Origin of the sequence: Bifidobacterium saguinibicoloris (assembly GCF_019331725.1) — a bacterium.
Classification (GTDB): Bacteria; Actinomycetota; Actinomycetes; order Actinomycetales; family Bifidobacteriaceae; genus Bifidobacterium; species Bifidobacterium saguinibicoloris.
Genome location: NZ_JAHBBF010000003.1, coordinates 1 through 20,339, shown reverse-complemented (window position 1 = coordinate 20,339; position 20,339 = coordinate 1). Strand labels below are relative to the sequence as shown.

The 20,339-nt window shown below is 66.0% G+C and carries 17 protein-coding genes; 10 read left to right on the top strand and 7 right to left on the bottom strand.

Annotation, left to right across the window (positions count from 1 at the left end):
- Positions 1-3 precede the first annotated feature (3 nt).
- Positions 4-432 (bottom strand): metallopeptidase family protein, encoded by a 429-nt coding sequence (locus KIH78_RS02925; protein ID WP_219131154.1) that lies wholly within the window; start codon positions 430-432, stop codon positions 4-6.
- A gap of 112 nt (positions 433-544) precedes the next feature.
- Between KIH78_RS02925 and KIH78_RS02920 the strand changes: the two genes are divergently transcribed.
- Together KIH78_RS02920 and KIH78_RS02915 are read left to right on the top strand one after the other, a co-directional pair.
- Positions 545-1,393 (top strand): HAD-IIB family hydrolase, encoded by an 849-nt coding sequence (locus KIH78_RS02920; RefSeq protein ID WP_219131152.1) that lies wholly within the window; start codon positions 545-547, stop codon positions 1,391-1,393.
- The gene (locus KIH78_RS02915; RefSeq protein ID WP_219131151.1) at positions 1,393-2,199 is read left to right on the top strand and encodes a ComF family protein; all 807 of its coding nucleotides are present in this window, start codon (positions 1,393-1,395) and stop codon (positions 2,197-2,199) included. Before KIH78_RS02920 ends, KIH78_RS02915 begins: the two co-directional genes overlap by 1 nt.
- On the opposite strand, the gene KIH78_RS02910 is transcribed toward KIH78_RS02915, so the two are convergent.
- Genes KIH78_RS02910 through glgB form a run of 3 tightly spaced genes read right to left on the bottom strand, consistent with a single transcriptional unit; the run spans position 2,168 to position 6,258 of the window.
- A complete protein-coding gene (locus KIH78_RS02910) occupies positions 2,168-3,232 on the bottom strand; it encodes a sensor histidine kinase (RefSeq protein WP_214311631.1) in 1,065 nt (354 codons plus the stop codon). The two genes, KIH78_RS02915 and KIH78_RS02910, sit on opposite strands and share 32 nt — an antisense overlap.
- Positions 3,233-3,240: 8 nt before the next feature.
- Positions 3,241-3,975 (bottom strand): response regulator transcription factor, encoded by a 735-nt coding sequence (locus KIH78_RS02905; protein ID WP_214311211.1) that lies wholly within the window; start codon positions 3,973-3,975, stop codon positions 3,241-3,243.
- A gap of 27 nt (positions 3,976-4,002) precedes the next feature.
- Entirely contained in the window at positions 4,003-6,258 is a 2,256-nt protein-coding gene (glgB, locus tag KIH78_RS02900; RefSeq protein WP_214311208.1) for a 1,4-alpha-glucan branching protein GlgB, read from the bottom strand.
- 142 nt (positions 6,259-6,400) lie between these two features.
- Here glgB and KIH78_RS02895 point away from each other — a divergent pair, with 142 nt between their 5' ends.
- Together KIH78_RS02895 and ispF are read left to right on the top strand one after the other, a co-directional pair.
- A complete protein-coding gene (locus KIH78_RS02895) occupies positions 6,401-6,997 on the top strand; it encodes a CarD family transcriptional regulator (protein ID WP_214311200.1) in 597 nt (198 codons plus the stop codon).
- Between the two features lie 215 nt (positions 6,998-7,212).
- Positions 7,213-7,707: a 2-C-methyl-D-erythritol 2,4-cyclodiphosphate synthase gene (gene ispF / locus KIH78_RS02890; RefSeq protein WP_420830097.1), complete on the top strand. Its 495-nt coding sequence runs from the start codon at positions 7,213-7,215 to the stop codon at positions 7,705-7,707.
- 16 nt (positions 7,708-7,723) lie between these two features.
- Here the strand turns inward: ispF and KIH78_RS02885 are convergent, their stop codons facing one another.
- From KIH78_RS02885 to KIH78_RS02875, 3 genes are all read right to left on the bottom strand, one after another.
- Positions 7,724-8,560 carry a metal ABC transporter permease gene (locus tag KIH78_RS02885; RefSeq protein ID WP_214311188.1) on the bottom strand — a complete coding sequence of 279 codons (837 nt, stop codon included), beginning with the start codon at positions 8,558-8,560 and terminating at the stop codon, positions 7,724-7,726.
- A 22-nt stretch (positions 8,561-8,582) separates the two neighbouring features.
- Complete coding sequence (locus tag KIH78_RS02880) at positions 8,583-9,491, bottom strand: ABC transporter ATP-binding protein (RefSeq protein ID WP_214311186.1); 909 nt, start codon at positions 9,489-9,491, stop codon at positions 8,583-8,585.
- 295 nt (positions 9,492-9,786) lie between these two features.
- Positions 9,787-10,944: a metal ABC transporter solute-binding protein, Zn/Mn family gene (locus KIH78_RS02875; RefSeq protein ID WP_236034377.1), complete on the bottom strand. Its 1,158-nt coding sequence runs from the start codon at positions 10,942-10,944 to the stop codon at positions 9,787-9,789.
- A gap of 136 nt (positions 10,945-11,080) precedes the next feature.
- Here KIH78_RS02875 and KIH78_RS02870 point away from each other — a divergent pair, with 136 nt between their 5' ends.
- The 6 genes from KIH78_RS02870 (at position 11,081) to pyk (ending at position 19,190) form a co-directional block, all read left to right on the top strand.
- Positions 11,081-11,962, top strand: coding sequence for a bifunctional methylenetetrahydrofolate dehydrogenase/methenyltetrahydrofolate cyclohydrolase (locus KIH78_RS02870; RefSeq protein ID WP_214311178.1), 882 nt, complete (start codon positions 11,081-11,083; stop codon positions 11,960-11,962).
- 129 nt (positions 11,963-12,091) lie between these two features.
- Positions 12,092-13,564, top strand: coding sequence for a 30S ribosomal protein S1 (gene rpsA, locus KIH78_RS02865; RefSeq protein WP_214311176.1), 1,473 nt, complete (start codon positions 12,092-12,094; stop codon positions 13,562-13,564).
- A 144-nt stretch (positions 13,565-13,708) separates the two neighbouring features.
- Positions 13,709-14,362 carry a dephospho-CoA kinase gene (gene coaE, locus KIH78_RS02860; protein ID WP_236034376.1) on the top strand — a complete coding sequence of 218 codons (654 nt, stop codon included), beginning with the start codon at positions 13,709-13,711 and terminating at the stop codon, positions 14,360-14,362.
- On the top strand, positions 14,362-16,473 hold the full coding sequence (gene uvrB, locus KIH78_RS02855) for an excinuclease ABC subunit UvrB (RefSeq protein WP_219131148.1): 2,112 nt from the start codon (positions 14,362-14,364) through the stop codon (positions 16,471-16,473). Before coaE ends, uvrB begins: the two co-directional genes overlap by 1 nt.
- 43 nt (positions 16,474-16,516) lie before the next feature.
- A complete protein-coding gene (locus KIH78_RS02850; RefSeq protein ID WP_219131147.1) occupies positions 16,517-17,503 on the top strand; it encodes a TerC family protein in 987 nt (328 codons plus the stop codon).
- A gap of 244 nt (positions 17,504-17,747) precedes the next feature.
- Positions 17,748-19,190 carry a pyruvate kinase gene (gene pyk, locus KIH78_RS02845; protein WP_219131145.1) on the top strand — a complete coding sequence of 481 codons (1,443 nt, stop codon included), beginning with the start codon at positions 17,748-17,750 and terminating at the stop codon, positions 19,188-19,190.
- The last annotated feature ends 1,149 nt before the right edge of the window (positions 19,191-20,339 follow it).

The following is a 20,339-nucleotide window of genomic DNA, read 5'->3' as shown; positions in this document are numbered from 1 at the left end:
GCGTCACCATTCGAAGTCGGGGTCGATCTCCTCGGGCCTGCGCCCGTACAGTTCGCCCAGACGGATCACCAGTTCGTCGCGGATGGCCCACTGAAGCTCGTCACGCCCCCGCGTACGGGACTGCAGCGGCATCCGATACAGCACGATGCGCGCGGGCGCGCCGTGCGTGGCCGGGAACAGCCGTGAATTGACGTTCGGCTCGACCTCCCACGGGGCGGGATCGGACGGCGGCACATCCTCCACCGCGAACTGCACCGGGCGCACCAGCTCCGGCCAGGCGTCGGCAAGCCGACGGATATGCGAGGCGACCAGATCGTCGAACATGCCGGAACGGGTGCGGTAGCGGGGCAGACGGGTGCCGAACATCGGCGTGCGCACGCCGCGTCCATGACGGTTGCGGTAGACTCTGGCGTTCCAAGGGGCTTCAAGCATGCCTCCCACTGTAGGCCAAGGAGGCGGCATGGACCGCGCGGCGGGACCGGCCGGCGCGCCCGTGCGATAGGATACGTACCATGCGGGCTGTTCGGACCGGCGGGAGGCGACGATGATCAGAGCATGGAACGACTGGGACATGGACGTCCTGTGCCGTCGCGCGCGGCTCATCGGATTCGACCTGGACAACACGCTGGCCAACTCGAAACGGCCGATGCTGCCGGAGATGGCGGCGCGGTTCAGCGAACTCACCCGACGCATCGACGTGGCGGTGGTCACCGGAGGACGGTACGAGCTCGTCATCAGCCAGATCCTCGACGTGCTCGATCCGGACGCGGATCTCGGGCGTCTGCATCTCATGCCCACCAGCGGCACCTGCTACCGGCGCTGGGACGGCGAGGAATGGCGCACGGTGTTCGTCCACGACCTCACCGACGACCAGCGCGTCCGCGCCCGTGCCAGCCTCGAACGCCGCGCGAGGGAGCAGGGCCTGTGGTTCGAACGCGTATGGGGGGAGCGCATCGAGGACCGGGGATCGCAGATCACGTTCTCCGTGCTGGGCCAGCAGGCGCCGTTGGAGGAGAAGTGCCGATTCGACCCGTCCGGCGTGCTGAAGGCCGCCTTGGCGGAGGCGGTGGCGGGTGACCTGCCCGACCTCAAGGTGCATGCCGGCGGATACACCAGCGTGGACGTGGCCGGCAAGGGCATCGACAAGGCGTATGCGCTGCGTGAACTCTCCGCCTGCACCGGCGTGGATGTGGGCGACATCGTGTTCGTCGGCGACCGTATGAGACCCGGCGGCAACGATTATCCCGCGGCGCAGGCCGGCGCCATGGGCGTCGAGGTCACCTGCCCGGCGGACACGCTGCGGTTCATCGACGGCCTGCTCGCGAGGCTGCCGCGGATACCGCGGTCCGTGCGGGCCGCACGGACCGCGGCGCATGACGGCGACGGTGCGTGATGTCCGCGGCCGGGGCCTGGTGGCGGGACGTGGTGGGGCTCGTCCTGCCGCGCGGATGCGCCGGCTGCGATCTGCCCGATGAGGTCCTGTGCCCGTCATGCGCCGGCATGTTCCACGGAACGGTCGTCGTCGGGACCGCGGCCGGTCTGCCGTGCCGCGTTTACGCCTGCGCCGTGTACGAGGGCGTGGTCCGGCATGCGGTGCTGTCCTGGAAGGACCACGGCGACGAGGAGTGCGACCGGCCGTTCGCCCGGCTGCTGCGGGAGCCGTTGCGCCGTGCGCTCGGGGACTGCGGATACGGATCGTGCGGCGACGCCGGGCGCGGTGGAGCGGGTGATGACGGTGACGGCGGGGGAGCGGGCGGTGACGGTGACGGCGGCGGCGTGGTGGCCGGCGGACCGTACAGGCCGCTGCTCGTGCCCGCGCCCTCATCGCGCGCCTCGCTGCGGCGGCGCGGCCGACGGCACCTCGATCCGCTGGTCCGGTCGCTTTCGCGTTCCGTGGACCGTCCCGACGTCCGTCCGCAGGTCATGCGCGCGTTGGAGTACCGTCGTGCGGGCGTCCTGTCCGGGCGCAAGTCGGTGGAGACCGCGGGCGCGACCGACCGCGCCGCGCGCGTGGAGGGGCGGATCCGCGTCCGGCCGGGGGCGATGGTGCGCGGGCGCGACGTCATCGTCGTCGACGACATCATCACCACGGGCGCCACGATGCGCGCCTGCATGACGGCGTTGGAGCGGGCCGGCGCGCATGTGTCGGCGGGCCTCGTGCTGGCCGCTACGCCTCGATATGGTATTTCGGCAGGGTGATCTCGAAATCGGCGCCGCGCATGTCGTCGACCACGCGCACCGTGCCGCCGTGCAGCTGTGCGGCCCAACGCGCGATGGACAATCCCAGGCCGGTGCCGCCGGATTCGGTGCCCGGACCGGTCTTCCCCTTGACGAACCGGCGGAAGATGTCGGAGCGTGATTCCGGGGCGATCTGCGAGCCGAAGTTCACGACGTTCGTCACGACGGTGCCGTGCACCTTGTCCTCATGCACCTCGATGAGCACCGCCGTGCCGTCGGGGGAGTGCTTGAGCGCGTTGCCGATGATATTGGTGAACAGCTGGCGCAGGCGGTTCTGGTCGCCTTCGATCATGATGCCGTCGTCCACCCGCACCTGGATGTCGTGCGCGTGGCCGCCGTCGGCGATCTCCAACGGCTCGATGGTGTCGTCGAGGAATTCCGCGAAATCGAAGCGCTCGATCTCCAGACTGGCGGCGCCCGCCTCCATGCGGCTCAGGTCGAGCAGGAACGCGATGAGGTCGCTCAGCCGGTGCGTCTGGTTGAGGATGCCCTCCAGATTGGCGGGCGTGGGGTCGGTGACGCCGTCCGCCATGTTCTCCACCTGCGCCTGCAGGGCGGAGACCGGGGTGCGCAGCTCATGGCTCACGTTCGCCACCATGTCGCGGCGCATGCGGTCGGCGTGTTCGAGCTCGGCCGCCATCTCGTTGAAGGAACGGGCCAGCTGTCCCACCTCGTCATGGCTGGTGTCATCGATCGGCACGCGCACGGTGTAGTCGCCGTCCGCCATCGCCTCGGCGGCGTCACGCAGCTGACGCAGCCGGGCGGTCAGACCACGGGAGAAGCCGTAGGTGATGCCCAGGGCCACGACGAGCGTGACCGGCATGGCGACCCAGCCGCTCCATCCGAACTTGAGCAGGAACCAGCACATGGCGAACGCGATCGCCGTGGACATGACGATGAGCGCGCCAAGCTCGAGCTTGAGCGAGGAGAACATGCCGAGCGGCCGCACGCCGGTGTGGCGTGCGGCCGCTCGCTGCGGTTTCCGGGAGGACATGCCGTCGCTCACTCGGCGTCGTTCCCGGCCGGCGGTTCGAACGCGTAGCCGACGCCGTGCACGGTGCGGATCATGCTCGGGCCGAGCTTATGACGCAGCGCTTTGACATGGCTGTCGACGGTACGCGTGCCGGAGGCGTCCACCCAGTCCCAGACCTCCTCGAGAAGCTTCTCCCTGGTAAGCACGGACTTCGGCTTGCGTGCGAGGGTGGCGAGCAGGTCGAACTCCGTGGGGGTCAGGTGCACGAACTCGCCGTCGAGGCTCACCGTGCGCTGCGCGGGGTCGATGACGAGGGAGCCGAAATCGAGGATCTTCTCGTTCTCGGCGTTCTTCGCGATGACCTTGGCACGTTCCACGCGGCGCAGCAGCGCCTTGCAGCGGGCGATGAGCTCGCGCATCGAGAACGGCTTGGTCATGTAGTCGTCCGCACCGGCGCCGAGACCGATAACCTTGTCCGCCTCGTCGTCCCGGGCGGTGAGGATGAGCACCGGCACCGGGCGCGCCGCCACGATCCGCTTCGTGGCCTCGAGACCGTCCATCACCGGCAGCATGATGTCCATGATCACCAGATCGGGCTTGAGCTGCGTGGCCGCCTGGACGGCGCTGGCGCCGTCACCCGCGACGCGCGCCGTCCATCCTTCGGCGGTGATGCGCTGCGCGATGGCGGTGGCCAGCGTGGGTTCGTCCTCGACGACCAGCACCGTGCGCGGCGCGGCCTGCTGACGTGCGGTGGAGTTGAGCATGTTCTTGTTGCCGCCTTTCGACCGGGGTCACTCTTCCGGCTTCAAGAATACAGCGCCCAACGCGGGGATGGTGAGTTTCGCGGAGGCGGGGCGCGAGTGGTACTCGCCGGCGTCGGCCTCGAACGTGCCGTTGGTGATGCCCGAACCGCCGTACTTCTTCGCGTCCGTGGAGAAGACCTCGGTCCACTTGCCGCCCTGCGGCAGGGCCACCTGGTAGTCCTGCCACGCCTCGCCGGAGAAGTTGACGACCACGACGCACTCCTCGCCGTGGCTGCCGATGCGCACGAAGCTCAGGGTGTTGTGGTCGGCGTCGTCGCTGGTGAGCCACTGGAAGCCGTCCGGGGTGAAGTCCTGGCTCCAGATGGCCGGCGTCTCCTTGTAGAAGGCGTTGAGGTCCGCCACCATCTCCTGCACGCCGACATGGTCCTGCCAGTCGAGGCAATCCCAGTCGATGGAGGTGTTGTGGTTCCATTCGCCCCACTGGGCCAGCTCGTTGCCCATGAACGTGAGCTTCTTGCCCGGGTGCGCCCACTGGTAGGCGAACAGGGCGCGCACGCCGGCGTACTTCTGCCAGCCGTCGCCCGGCATCTTGCCGTACAGGGAGCCCTTGCCGTACACGACCTCGTCATGGCTCAGCGGCAGCACGTAGTGCTCCGAATACGCGTACACCATGGAGAAGGTGATCTCGTTGTGGTGCCACTTGCGGTTGATGGGCTCCTCGTGCAGGTACTCGAGGGTGTCATGCATCCAGCCCATGTTCCACTTGAGGCCGAAGCCGATGCCGCCGGCGCTCGTGGGCGCGGTGATGCCCGGGTACGCGGTGGACTCCTCGGCGATCATCATGATGCCGGGGTTGTTCTTGTACGCGGTGGCGTTGGCCTCCTTGAGGAAGTCGATGGCCTCGAGGTTCTCGCGGCCGCCGTAGATGTTCGGATGCCACTGGCCGGGCTCGCGGCTGTAGTCCAGATACAGCATGGAGCTCACCGCGTCGACGCGCAGGCCGTCGATATGGTATTCGTCCAGCCAGAAGCAGGCGTTCGCCACGAGGAAGTTGCGCACCTCGCGACGGCCGAAGTTGAAGATGTAGGTGCCCCAGTCCGGATGCTCGCCGCGCGTGGGATCCGGGTCCTCGTACAGCGGGGTGCCGTCGAAGCGGCCCAGCGCGAACGCGTCCTTCGGGAAGTGCGCGGGCACCCAGTCCATGATCACGCCGATGCCGGCCTCGTGCAGACGGTCCACGAGGTACTTGAAGTCGTCCGGGCCACCGAGGCGGGAGTCCACCGCGTAGTAGCCGGTGACCTGGTAGCCCCAGGAGCCGGTGAACGGGTACTGGGCCAGCGGCATGAACTCCACATGGGTGAAGCCAAGCTTGGAGACGTACGGCACGAGCTTGTCGGCCAGCTCGCGGTAGTTCTTGACGTCCTTGCGCCAGCTCAGCGCGTTCATCTCGTAGATGGCGACCGGCTTGGACATGGGGTCGGACTGCTCGCGGTTCTCCATCCACGCCTCGTCGCCCCATTCGTGCGTCGAGTCGACGACGATGGAGCCGGTGGCGGGCGGCACCTCGTGCGAGCGCTCCATCGGGTCGGCCTTGTCGACCCACTCGTGGTTCGCGTTGAGGATCTGGTACTTGTACACCTCGCCGGCGCCGATGCCCGGGATGAAGATCTCCCACACGCCGGACGAGCCGAGCGCGCGCATGGCGTGGCGGCGGCCGTCCCAGGAGTTGAAGTTGCCGATCACGCGCACGGCGTGCGCGTTCGGCGCCCAGACGGCGAAGGAGACGCCGACGACCTGCTCGCCGGGGGTGCCGTCCGCGCCGCCCATCGGGTCGTCATAGCGGCGCACATGCGCGCCGAGCGCCTCCCACAGACGCTCGTGGCGGCCCTCGCCGAACAGGTAGGTGTCCATCTCCCCGATGGTGGGCAGGTAGCGGTACGGGTCATCCTCCACGACGGTGGTGCCGTCGGCGTAAGTGGTGCGCACGCGGTAGTCCGGCACCGTGTAGCCGTGCTCGCCCTGCGCGGCGGGCACGACGGTGACGAACACGCCGTTGAACTCGTGGATGGCGGGGTATTCGCCGTCCTGGGTGAGGACGGTCACGCTCTCGGCCATCGGCCGCAGCACGCGGATGGTGGTCTCCCCGGCATGGTCGCCTTCGGCGAGATGCCCGCCGAGGATGCCGTGGGGGTTGTAGAACTCAGCGTTGCTGACTTGGTCGAGGTCGCCCTGATTCACAGGCACGGCGAACGTATCTTCGTTGATCTTCGTGTTTGTAGCCATGTCCATAGTGTACGGCTACAAACGTTCTCATCGGGGTTGTGGCGCGTCGCTGTGGACGTCCGGGCGGCTCCAGGAGGCCCGTCCATGGGGTATGGCATACTTTTTCAGGTTTTTTGTGTGTGTCAGCTCCAGCGGAGGTCTCATGGGTTACAAGGTCGGGGATATGGTCGTCTATCCGCGTCACGGCGCGGCGAGGGTGGAGGCTGTCACCGAACGCACGGTGAGGGGCGTCACCCGCGAATATCTCCAGCTTTCGGTGCTCTCCTCCGACGGTCTGGTGATCAACGTGCCCGTCGACAACGCCAAGAAGGTCGGCGTGCGCGACATCGTCGACGCCAACGAGGTGGCCACGGTCTTCGAGATCCTGCGCACCCCGATCGTCGAGAAGGAGATGAACTGGTCGCGCCGATACAAGCTGAACGTGGAGAAGATCGCCACCGGCGACGTCAACAAGATCGCCGAGGTGGTGCGTGACCTCGCCCAGCGCGACGTGGACGACCACGGCCTGTCCGCCGGCGAGAAGCGCATGCTCACCAAGGCGCGCTCCATCCTCACCTCCGAGATCGCCCTGTCCGAGAAGATCGACGAGACCGAGGCGCAGCGTCTGCTCGACGTGAACCTCGGATACAGCGATCCCGAGCCCGGCGACGACAAGCATCATACGCAGGCCCCCGAGGAGCCCGCGAGCAGGACCATGGAGCGTCTCGACGCCGAGAAGAAGGGCAAGAAGAAGCGCTGACCGGCGGTGTCCGGCGGCCGGCCGATGGCGGGCCGCCGGAATCGGGCCGGGCGCATGTCCGTGAATGGGCCGCATGCCATCGTCGTGCCGAAGCGATTCGGATTCCGACGGACGGGATGCGGCTTTTTCATATCCGGGAGGCGCGTGCGCCATGATGGCGCCGGCTGTGACCGATAATCGATGAAGATAATAAGGTAATGCGTCAAGGAGGCGCCATGCGCATAGGACAGGGATTCGACGCCCATCGGTTCTCGGATGATCCGGAACGGGAGCTGTGGCTTGCGGGACTGGTCTGGTCGGACGATGGCCCGGGCATCGAGGGTGACTCCGATGGCGACGTCGCCGCGCATGCACTGATCGACGCGTTGCTCGCGGCGGCGGGTCTCGGCGACATCGGATCGTTGTTCGGTGTGGGGCGGCATGCCCGCGGGGCCGGCATGCACGGCGCCGCCATGCTGCGTGAGACGGCGGACCTGCTGCGCCGGAACGGGTTCGTCCCGTCCAGCGCCTCCGTCGCCGTCATCGGCAACCGCCCGAAGATCGGTCCCCGGAGGGGCGATGCCGCCAAGGCGTTGTCCGCGGCGGTGGGATGCCCGGTCTCGGTGACCGCCACCACCACAGACCGCATGGGGTTCACCGGACGGGGCGAAGGCATCGCGGCCGTGGCCAGCGCTCTGGTGGACGAAGAAGCCTCGGAACCTCATCGGTGATTGCCGGACGAACCGGTCACCGCCGACGCAGCGAGTCGAACACCTTCGCCACGGCCCAGAACAATGTCGAAATCGTCACGATGACGAAGCTCGGGGGAGCGGGGAACATCGAGGCGAACACCAGACCTCCCCAGATGGACGCCAGACAGATCACGGACGCGATGACCATCGCCTTCAGCGGCGAGGCGGCGATGATGTTCGCGGCGGCCGCCGGCGTGATGACCAGCGCGAAGATGAGCAGCGTGCCCACGGCGGGCACGGCGATGGTGATGACGCCCGCCATGATCGCCATGAACGCGACGTTCATCCAGCCGATCGGCACGCCCTTGGCCTGGGCCACCTGCTCGTCGAGCGAGCTGAACAACAGAGGGCGGTAGATCACCGCCAACACCGCCAGCAGCAGGACGTCGAACACGGCGAATCCGGCGATCTGGGCGTCGGTGATGGTGAGGATCGACCCGAACAGGATCGACTGCATCTGCTGGGACGCGGACGAGGAGAGTCTCGCGAAGAAGAGGCCGAGGCCGGTGGCGAACGCGAGCACGGTGCCGGTGGCGATCTCGCGTTCGGAGACGCGTTTGCCGAGTGCGCCGATGACGAGCGCCCCGCCGAGGGCGAACGCGCCGAGTCCGAGCGAGACCGGAAGGCCCAGCAGCACCGCCCCGGTGGCGCCGGGCAGTCCGATGTGCGCCAGCGCGTGCGCGGCGAACGTGGAGTGGCGGGCGATGGTGAAGTAGCCCATCACGCCGGCCGCGAACGCGATGCACAGGCCGGCGAGGAACGCGTTCGTCATGAACGGCGCGGTGAGCGTGTCCAGCCAGTTGGGGTCGAAGCTGAAATCGATATGGCTCATGTCGTCTTCTCCTTGCCGTTCCCTATCGTTCCTGCGGGCCGTCCGCCGTGGGGGCTGCCGTCGTCCCGGCGTGATGCATGGACGGCGTGTGCGCATGGTGGTGCAGCTCCGCCACTTCGGATGCGGGATGCATGTCCATCGGCTGTCCTTCGGGCTCGTCGGACGACGGTGTGACGAACATGTCGCCCTGGGGCGTGGTGACGACCTGCACGTTCGTGCCGTACAGGTGGGTGAGCAGCTTGGAGTCGAGCACCTTGCGCATGTCCGCGTAGTGGGGGTGCCCGTCGAGCAGGTAGACGGCGCCGGTGAGGATGGGCAGCAGCATGTTGAGGTCGTGCGCCACCACCTGGATGGTCATGCCGAGTTCCTGGTTGAGGCGGGCGAGCAGGTGCGCCACAGCGCGCTGTGAGGCGAGGTCGAGGTTGGCGAGCGGTTCGTCGAGCATGAGCAGCTGCGGATCGGAGACGATGGCCTGCGCGATGGCGACGCGTTGGCGCAGGCCTCCGGAGAGTTCGGAGAGGCGGTAGCGCGCCTTGTCGTCGATGCCGACGAACGCCATGGCCTGCCGTGCGCGGGCCTTCTGCGCCTTGGTGACCGGATGGATGCCGAACCGCGTGCCGGTCAGCCCCAGCAGCACCGATTGCTCCGCGGTGAGGTTCGAGTCGATGTCCGAGGTGTAGCTCTGCGGCACGTATCCGATGAGCCGGTTCGCCTCGCCGGCCGGACGTCCGAGCACCGTGACCGAGCCCGAAGCGAGCGGCAGCAGTCCCAGTTCCGCCTTCATCATCGTGGTCTTGCCGGTGCCGTTCGTGCCGACGATGGCCGTGACCGAGCCGGTGGGGATGGCGAAGTCGCCATGCTGCCAGATGGTCCTGTCGCCGCGGCGTACGGCGGCGTTGCGGAAGACGATGGCGTCGCGCGTCCCGTCCATGTGCGGTCCTTCCCGAGTGATGCTGCTTGTCGCCTCGGATTATCGCAAATGATGTTGACAACCGTTCTCAATTGTGGCCCGATGGTCGCGTGGCGCCCATGCGTGCCGATGGGTCATGGGTCCAACGGGTCATGCGGCGATTGCATTGGGTTCCATCGCGGCCATGCGCTGGACCGACGTCGGTTCCGGTATGTCATGCGGTCCCGGGGGACTGTACGGGCGACTTGACTCGCCGTGCGGCGGATTTTCCGGCAAGTCGACGCACGGCGCCCCGATGTCGTAGGTCCTCGGTCCGTCACTTGCCGGGATCGGTCTGTCCGGCGTTGGAGCCGTCGTCGCCCGTGGCCGTGCAGTCTCCCGTGCCGTCCCCGTTGGAGCAGCCGGAGCCGTCGGCGTCCGCGGTCGAGCCGTCCGTGCCGTCCGATTCGGTCGATTCGTCCTGTGTCGTGCCGTCGTTCCCGCCGGTGTCGGCGTCGTCGCCGTCCTGCGCGGTGCCGTCCGGATCGTCCACGTCGTAGTCCGGGTCGACGGCGGTGAAGAGCTCCTCGACAAGCTTTCCGATCCAATCGGTGAGCGTGTCGTACTTCGCGGGCATCTGCTCGCTCACGTCCACCACTGGCACGTCGGAGCGTCCGGCCGTGCCGACGAGCATGTTCGTGGCGTCCGAGGCCTCCTGCGAGTTGTTCACCAGCACGTCCATCCCATGGTCCTCGATGAGCGACTGGAAGGTCTGCAGGTCGGCCGGCGCTATCTCGCCGCCGTTCGCCACGGCCTGGGCGTAGGCTTTCGGCGTCCGGTCCTCGAACGACATGTCGCTCATCAGGTAGTAGACCACCGCCTCGGTGGCGCCGTACGAAAGGTCCTTGTGGCGGGAACTGAAGTCGTCCATCGCCTGGTCGAGCGTCTTCTCGCGCTTCTGCCATGCCTTGAGGCGCGTCTCGAACGCCTTGCGCTTCTTCGGTCGGGCCTTGGAGAACGCGTTCGCCAGTTCCTTCGCCATGCCTTTGCGCGCGTCCTTCGAGAACCACAGGTGCGGGTTGTCGCCGTCCATGGCCCCCACGATCTGCGCGGCGGAGACCAGCGTGGAGTCCGGCCCGCGCGTCTTCGTGGCCCAGGAGTCGTATCCGGCGCCGTTCGCCACCACGACCTCCGCCTTGCTCAGCGTGGCCAGATCGGAGGTCTTTGGCTCGAAGTCATGCGCGTCCACGCCGGTGGAGGACAGTATGGAGGTCACCTTCACGTCCTTGCCGCCGATCTCCGCGGCGAGCGAGCCCCACTGGTTCACGGAGGCGACCACGTCGATCGCGCCGGTCTTCGCGGCGACGTCGTCGCCGGTATCGCCGGACGTGCCTGCTCCGCATGCGGCGACGGCGAACGCCATCACGGCGGACAGCAGCAGGGCGGCGCCCCGTCTCGCCGCGCGGCCGATCCCCGTATGCAACCGTCCGTCCATGGATCCCGCCTTTCATCGTCCGCGGCCGGCCGTTCCCGCCTCCGCGGCCCGTCCTCGTCGAAACCGATACGTTACCTCATCGTAGTACCGTCCGGACCCATCACGCACATCCGACGACCTCGTGAAGGAGAACCGCATGTCCACGAAACTCGACGGCAAAGCCGTGTCCGCACAGATCAAGGCTGACCTCAAGGAGCGGGTCGAACGGCTCAAGGCGGCCGGCATCGAACCCGGTCTGGGCACGCTGCTGGTCGGATCCGATCCCGGATCGGTCAAGTACGTGGCCGGCAAGCATGCCGACTGCGCCGAGGTGGGCATCCGCTCCATCAAGCACGAGCTGCCCGCCGACGCCACCTTCGAGGACATCGCGGCCGTGGTGAGGGACATGAACGAGGACCCGGCGTGCACCGGCTACATCGTTCAGCTGCCGCTGCCCAAGGGCATCGACGAGAACGCGATCATCGACCTCATCGACCCGGCCAAGGACGCCGACGGCATGCACCCGTACAACCTGGGCGAGCTCGTGCTGCATGTGCGCGAGGACGTGACGACCCCGCTGCCGTGCACGCCGCGCGGCTGCATCGAACTGCTCAAGGCGTACGACATCGACCTCGACGGCAAGGAGGTGTGCGTGCTCGGCCGCGGCATCACCATCGGACGCACCGTGGGACTCATGCTCACGCGTCGTGCCGTCAACGCCACCGTCACCCTGTGCCACACCGGCACGCGCGATGTGGTCGACCACATGCGCCGTGCCGACGTGATCGTCGCCGCGATGGGTTCCGCCGGGTTCGTCAAGCCGGACATGATCAAGGACGGCGCCGTCCTGCTCGACGTCGGCGTCTCCCGCGTCTTCGACGAGGAGGCCGGCCGCTGGCGCGTGAAGGGCGACATCGACAAGGCCTGCCATGAGAAGGCCTCCGCCTACTCGCCGAACCCCGGCGGCGTCGGCCCGATGACCCGTGCCATGCTGCTCGCGAACGTCGTCGAGATGGCGGAGCGGCGGCTGAAGGCCTGAGGGTGCGACACGCCTGAAATTTTGGGCATGGCTGAAGGTATGGTTAGAGCTCGTATGTCTGAAGGGGCATGCGGGCATAACTGAATATCGAGTAACTATCCATCCAACTATTAGAAACCATATATCTACATGGCAGAGAACAACACTGAGGTCACCAAGGTCGCCATCAACGACATCGGCACCGAAGAGGACTTCATCAAGGCAGTCGATTCCACCATCAAGAACTTCGATGATGGTGATCTGGTCGAGGGTACCGTCGTCAAGATCGATCACGACGAGGTCCTCCTGGATATCGGCTACAAGACCGAGGGTGTGATTCCCTCCCGCGAGCTTTCCATCAAGAAGGACGTCGATCCGGACGAGGTCGTCGAGGTCGGCGATACCGTCGAGGCCCTTGTCGTCACCAAGGAAGACAAGGAAGGCCGTCTGATCCTGTCCAAGAAGCGCGCCCAGTACGAGCGCGCCTGGGGCGACATCGAGAAGATCAAGGAAGCCGACGGCGTCGTCGAGGGCACCGTCATCGAAGCCGTCAAGGGCGGCCTCATCGTGGACATCGGCCTGCGTGGCTTCCTGCCGGCCTCCCTGGTCGAGATGCGTCGCGTGCGCGACCTGTCCCCGTACATCGGCCAGAAGATCCAGGCCAAGATCCTCGAGCTCGACAAGAACCGCAACAACGTGGTCCTGTCCCGTCGCCAGTACCTCGAGGAGACCCAGTCCGAGGTGCGCGAGACCTTCCTGTCCCAGCTCAAGAAGGGCCAGATCCGCGAAGGCGTCGTGTCCTCCATCGTCAACTTCGGCGCGTTCGTCGATCTCGGCGGTGTCGACGGCCTCATCCACGTCTCCGAGCTGTCCTGGAAGCACATCGACCACCCGTCCGAGGTCGTCAAGGTCGGCGACAAGGTCACCGTCGAGGTCCTCGACGTCGATCTGGACCGCGAGCGCATCTCCCTGTCGCTCAAGGCCACCCAGGAGGATCCGTGGCAGCGCTTCGCCCGCACCCACGTCCCCGGCCAGATCGTCAAGGGCAAGGTCACCAAGATCGTCCAGTTCGGCGTGTTCATCTCCGTCGAGGACGGCATCGAGGGCCTGGTGCACATCTCCGAGCTCGCCAACCGTCACGTCGAGAACCCGGAGACCGTGGTCAAGCCGGGCGAGATCGTGTTCGTCAAGGTGATCGACGTCGACCTCGATCGTCGCCGCATCTCCCTGTCCCTCAAGCAGGCCAACGACTCCGTCGACCCGGCCTCCGAGGACTTCGATCCGGCGCTCTACGGCATGCCGGCCGAGTACGACGACGAGGGCAACTACAAGTACCCCGAAGGCTTCGACCCGAACACCAACGAGTGGATCGCCGGCTACGAGAAGCAGCGCGAGGAGTGGGAGTCCCAGTACGCGGCCGCCCACCAGCTGTGGGAGGAGCACAAGGAGTTCGTGGCCAAGGAGCTCGAGCACGCGGAGGAGTCCGCCGCGGCCGACGGCCAGGGCCCGAAGGAGGAGAAGGTCGAGGAAGTGTCCAACTACTCCTCCGACAACACCTCCACCGGCACGCTCGCCGACTCCGATCAGCTCGCCGCCCTGCGCGACCAGCTGCTCGGCAAGTGAGTCCTTCCCCCACGGGATTGATCTCACGGCGTAACGCCTGATGCGAAGGTCCCCGGTTCCCCTGTGGAGCCGGGGACCTTCGTCGTTGTCGTACGAGGGTTCGGTTCGTAAGGGTCCATGTTTCGAGAGGGGAGGCATGCGGAAATGATCCGCATCGGATTGACGGGCGGGATCGCCGCCGGCAAGAGCACGGTGGCGGCGCGGCTTCGGGAGCTCGGCGCCGTGCACATCGACTACGACGCGATCGCGCACGCGATCACCGCGCCCGGGGGAGCGGCGTTGCCGGCGATCGTACGCGCGTTCGGCGCCGACGCCATCGCCGCGGACGGTGCGCTCGACCGCGCATGGATGGCCGCCCACGTGTTCGGCGCCGAGGCCGCCCCGGGCGCGCGCGAACGGCTCGACGCCATCGAACACCCGATCATCTACGACGAGGCGCGACGGTGGGAGGAACACGCCGTCGCGGCGGCCCGGGACGTCGCGCGGGAATCGGGGGAACGACCGATCGTCGTCGTGCACGACGTGCCGCTGCTCGCCGAAGTGATCGACGACATCCCGTTCCGCTTCGACCACATCGTCACCGTCGAGGCGCCGGAGGCAACCCGCATCGCACGCATGGAACGCACGCGCGGCATGACGCGAGGACAGGCCGAAGCGCGCATCCGCCACCAGTCGACGCGCGCCGAACGCGAGGCGATCGCCGATACCGTCATCGACTCAACGCAACCCATCGAACGGATGTTCGACGAGGTTGATAGGCTGTACGCGGCATGGAGCGCCGAACGGAAGGGGCAGTGATGGGATTCGACATCGAACGCACGAACAGGCCGTTCGTCGTCAAATCACCGTACCAGCCGAGCGGCGACCAGCCGCAGGCCATCGATGAGCTCGCCGCACGCATCGAGAACGGCGAGAACGACGTCGTGCTCATGGGCGCCACCGGCACCGGCAAGACCGCCACCACCGCGTGGCTCATCGAACGGCTCCAACGCCCCACGCTCATCATCGAACCGAACAAGACGCTGGCCGCGCAGCTGTGCGCCGAATTCCGCGAGCTCATGCCAGACAACGCCGTCAGCTACTTCGTGAGCTACTACGACTACTACCAGCCGGAAGCCTACATCCCGCAGACCGACACGTACATCGAGAAGGACTCGAACATCAACGACGACGTGGAGCGTCTGCGCCACCAGGCCACCGCCAACCTCCTTACCCGACGGGACTGCGTGGTCGTCGCCACCGTCTCCTGCATCTACGGCCTCGGCACCCCCGAGGAGTACGCCGGGCGCATGCTGCTGCTCAAGGTGGGCCAGCAGATCGACCGCGACGACCTGCTGCGCAGATTCGTCGCCATGCAGTACAAGCGCAACGACATCGCGTTCACGCGCGGTACGTTCCGCGTGCGCGGCGACACCGTCGAGATCATCCCCGTATATGAGGAGCTCGCCGTGCGCATCGAGTTCTTCGGCGACGAGATCGACCGCATCTCCACCCTCCACCCGCTCACCGGCGACGAGATCGACGAGGAGAACGAGGTCCACATCTTCCCCGCCTCGCACTACGTGGCCGGACCGGAGCGCATGGAACGCGCGCTGAAGACCATCCGCGAGGAGCTCGACGAACGCGTCGCGGAACTGAGGAAGCAGGGCAAGGAGCTCGAGGCGCAGCGTCTCACCATGCGCACCACCTACGATCTGGAGATGCTCACCCAGGTGGGCGTCTGCTCCGGCGTGGAGAACTATTCGCGGCACTTCGACGGGCGCGCGCCCGGCACGCCGCCGCACACGCTGCTCGATTTCTTCCCCGACGACTTCCTGCTCGTCATCGACGAGTCGCATGTGACCGTGCCGCAGATCGGCGCCATGTACGAGGGCGACGCCTCGCGTAAGCGCACGCTCGTCGAGCACGGGTTCCGTCTGCCCTCCGCGATGGACAACCGTCCGCTCAAATGGCCCGAGTTCCTCCAGCGCGTGGGTCAGACCGTCTACCTGTCCGCCACGCCCGGCGACTACGAGCTCGGCCTGTCCGACGGCGTGGTCGAGCAGATCATCCGTCCCACCGGCCTGCTCGACCCGAAGGTGGAGGTACGCCCCACCGAAGGGCAGATCGACGACCTGCTCGCCGAGATCAAGGACCGCGTGGCCCGGCACGAGCGCACGCTCGTCACCACGCTCACCAAGAAGATGGCCGAGGACCTCACCGACTACCTCATCGAGCAGGGCGTCAAGGTCGAATACCTCCACTCCGACGTGGACACGCTGCGCCGCGTGGAGCTGCTGCGCATGCTGCGCGAAGGCAAGATCGACGTGCTCGTCGGCATCAACCTGCTGCGCGAGGGTCTCGACCTGCCCGAGGTGTCGCTCGTGGCGATCCTCGACGCCGACAAGGAGGGCTTCCTGCGGTCCTACCGGTCCCTCATCCAGACCATCGGCCGCGCCGCCCGCAACGTGTCCGGCACCGTCATCATGTACGCGGACGACGTCACCGAGGCGATGCGCAAGGCCATCGACGAGACCGAACGTCGCCGCGCGAAGCAGATCGCGTACAACAAGGAGCATGGCATCGACCCGAAGCCGCTCATCAAGAAGATCAGCGACGTCAACGACATGCTCGCCAAGGAGGACGTGGACACCGCCACGCTGCTCGAAGGCGGCTACCGCAACGCCGGCAAGGCCGGCAACACGCATCTCGGCGTGCCCGCGTTCGACGCCGGCGAGGCGGACAGGCGGCATGAGGAGATCCTCAAGGCGGGCCTGCCCGCACAGGACCTCGCCGACCTCATCCGCCAGCTCAGCGAGCAGATGCACACCGCCGCCGAACAGCTCCAGTTCGAGCTCGCGGCGCGTCTGCGCGACGAGATCCGCGACCTCAAGAAGGAGCTGCGGCAGATGACCGAGGCGGGCAAGTAGGGGAGACGGTAGAAGTAGAGGCGTCATTTTAGGGTAGGGAACCATGGCCGAAACCCCACTTGCATTTGAAATCGCCACGTTCGTGGTGCTTGCCCTGTTCTTCATCGTCGACCTGTTCGTCATCGGGCGCCGACCGCACGTGCCCTCCACCAAGGAGTGCGTGCAGCACATCGCCTTCTTCGTGGTGATGGCGTTGATCTTCGGCGGCTGCATCTGGTACTTCGCCGGGTCGAAGCCGGCCATCGAGTTCTATTCCGGATGGCTCACCGAATACTCGCTGTCCATCGACAACCTGTTCGTGTTCGTCATCATCATGGCGAACTTCGCCGTGCCCAAGCAGATCCAGAAATACGTGCTGTCCGTGGGCATCACCATCGCGCTGATCTTCCGCGGCTGCTTCATCCTCATCGGCGCCGCGCTCGTCAGCCGGTTCACCTGGGTGTTCTTCATCTTCGGCGCCTTCCTCATCTACACCGCCGTCAAGCTCGTGCTCGGCGGGGACGATGACGAGGAGTACCAGGAGAACGGCATCATCCGGACCCTGCGCAAGGTGATCCGCATCACCGACGAATACGACGGCGAGAAGCTCAGGACCACGCGCAACGGCATGCGCTACTGGACGCCGATGCTCATCGTGTTCCTCACCATCGGCACCACCGACGTGATGTTCGCGTTCGATTCGATTCCGGCCATCTTCGGCCTGACCAAGGACCCGTTCCTGGTGTTCACCTCGAACGTGTTCGCCCTGCTGGGCCTCCAGCAGCTGTACTTCCTGCTGGGCGCGCTGCTCGACAAGCTCGTCTACCTGCCGGTGGGCCTGTCCATCGTGCTCGGCTTCATCGGCGTCAAGCTCGTCATGGAGGCGCTGCACGGCAACACCCTGCCGTTCATCAACGGCGGCCATGGCGTGCATTGGGTGCCCGAGGTGCCGACGTGGCTGTCCCTCGCGGTGATCGTCGTCGCCATCGGCGGGGCCGCGCTCGCCTCGGTCGTCAAGATGCGTGCCGTGGAGGGCTCGAAGGCCGAGTGACGCCGGCGTGCGGGCGCGTGCGGAGAACGCCGCCCCGCTTATGGTGAACGGACTGGGAACGCTCACGGAACACCCTGTGAAAAGGGTTGTTCCGTGAGCGTTCTCAGTATTGGGGGACTTGGGGTGTGAGCGCTAACAACACACCGGCGGAAAAAGTGGAACGAAACGACGAACGCGGGTACACTGATGCATGGAAATCGGAGCCAATCCGGCCCCGTCCGTTGCAAAGTTAGGAATAGGCAACATGCGCAAAGCCAAGATCGTCGATACCATCGGCCCCGCCAGCGAGTCGCTCGAAGGCATCACCAGCCTCGTCGAAGCCGGCATGGATGTGGCCCGTCTGAACCGCTCCCACGGCACGCCGGAGGACCACCTCAAGGTCTACAACAACGTGCGTCAGGCCTCCAAGGCCGCCGGCCGCAACGTGGCCGTGCTGGTCGACCTGCAGGGTCCGAAGATCCGCTGCGGCTGGTTCAAGAAGAACGCCGAGGGCGAGGACAAGGTCGAGCTCAAGGAAGGCCAGGAGTTCGTCATCACCACCGACGACGTCGAGGGCGACGAGCACATCACCTCCACCACCTTCAAGGGTCTGCCGGGCGACTGCCACCCGGGCGACCCGATCCTCATCGACGACGGCAAGGTCCGTCTCGAGGTCACCAAGGTCGAGGGCAACAACGTCCACACCAAGGTCGTCGTCGCCGGCCCCGTGTCCTCCCACAAGGGCATCAACCTGCCGGGCGTCGCCGTTTCCCTGCCGGCGCTGACCGAGAAGGATGAGGAGGACCTGCGCTGGGCCATCCGCACCGGCGCCGACATCATCGCCATGTCCTTCGTGCGTTTCGCCACCGACATCGACCGCGCCCACGAGATCATGGACGAGGAAGGCCGTCGCATCCCGATCGTCGCCAAGATCGAGAAGCCGCAGGCCCTCGAGAACCTCGAGGACATCGTCAAGACCTTCGACGGCATCATGGCCGCCCGTGGCGACATGGCCGTCGAGTGCCCGCTCGAGGAGGTCCCGCTGGCCACCAAGCGCATCATCGAGCTGTCTCGCCAGTACGCCAAGCCGGTCATCGTGGCCACCGAGGTCCTGGGCTCCATGGTCCACTCCCCGGTCCCGTCCCGCGCCGAGGCCTCCGACTGCGCCAACGCCGTCCTCGACGGCGCCGACGCCACCATGACCTCCAACGAGACCGCCGTCGGCGAGTACCCGGCCGTCACCGTGGCCACCATGTCCCGCATCTCCGGCTTCGCCACCGAGCACGGCTTCGACCGCATCCCGGACCTCAAGAACCTGGACATGTCCTCCACCGGCGCCGTCTCCTCCGCCGCCGTCGACCTGGCCGACAAGCTCAACGCCAAGGCCATCGTCGCCTACACCCAGACCGGCAACACCGTTCACCGCGTCTCCCGCGAGCGTCCGGCCGCCCCGATCTACGGCATCACCAACAACGAGCACACCTACCACTGGCTGGCCCTCTCCTGGGGCACCGAGGCGTTCCTGCTCGACGAGGACTACCACGACAAGTCCCGCAAGGACCTGATGATCTTCACCGACAAGCTGCTGCGCGACGCCGGCAAGGTCGTCAACGGCGACAAGATCGTCATCCTGAGCTCCGCCCAGGGCGAGCACCAGCCGGGCAGCACCGACTCCATCTACGTCCACACCGTGGGTGCCTGCGACTGATTCCGTCAGTCCGGTGCATGAGCCGGTGAGGGCCGGAGCCGGGTGAATCTCGGACCGGCCCTCCTATGCGAGACCCCTCTCCGCGACATGTCGCGGAGAGGGGTCTCGTCGTATGCGCGGAGCACACGGAGAGGATACGAAAAATCCCCGCAATCATTGGAATCGCGGGGATTATCAGCGTGCCCTCGGTGGGACTCGAACCCACAACGTGCCATTTTTAGAAACGGCTTGATATGGCCGTAAACCCTTATGGCAGTAGGGCTAACGCCCAATTCGTAGATATGTGTAGTTATGCCTAATCATGGTGAATTTAGGCCAGTTCTGATAAATACGTGCCCAATTTGTGCCCAAAGGAACTGCCGGGATGCCAACGATTCCAAGGGATGCGGGGTGCTGCCGTCTCCCTATCCTATCCGCCCATATGCCGCAAATCGTTGGAATTACCCAAAGGGAGCAATCAGCGCACAAAGTGTGCACAATCAGAGCAGGCCAAAACGTTGGAATTACCCAAAGGGAGCAAAGGGAGCAAGTTATCTCTCCAGAGAGAGCAACGAGAAAACACGGGTAATCGTGTGTGCTTGGGTGCTGCCGTCCGCGCCAGTTGTTGGGATAATCTCAACAGTTGCCCCGCGCCAGTTGTTCGTGTCATACGAATAACTGCCCACGCCAGTTGTTGGGGTAATCGAAACAACTGCCCACGGCTGCCAGTTGTGGTCATAATGCCCACGGCTGTTGTCGGTGTGAGGGGATTGGGTGGTTCTCGTCAGGTGATTCATCATGCATCAGGTGTTACATCATTTAACACCTGTCGGCGTGGGTGTAGTCTGGCGGTAATCGATTCTTAGGCCGTCCGTCCTTCCGTCGTCCTACAGGGCTTCGGGCTGGGTGTGCTATCGGACGGCCGCAATGCTTCGGGGGATGGGTCCGCCGGTGCTGGACACGTGAACCGTGGCGGAACCTGCCACGGTTGGCCTCGTAATCGTTGCAATTCCGCCAACATCACAATTAGTGATGTTGGGTGTATTGCGCAGGCCCTTCAGTGGTTCATACAGTCGGTAATGGCGACGGTATCGGAAGATCTATTCCATCACTATTGGTGATGGTATCCACATTGCCCGGTGACTGGCTGGTTGGGGAACTGAGTAGGAA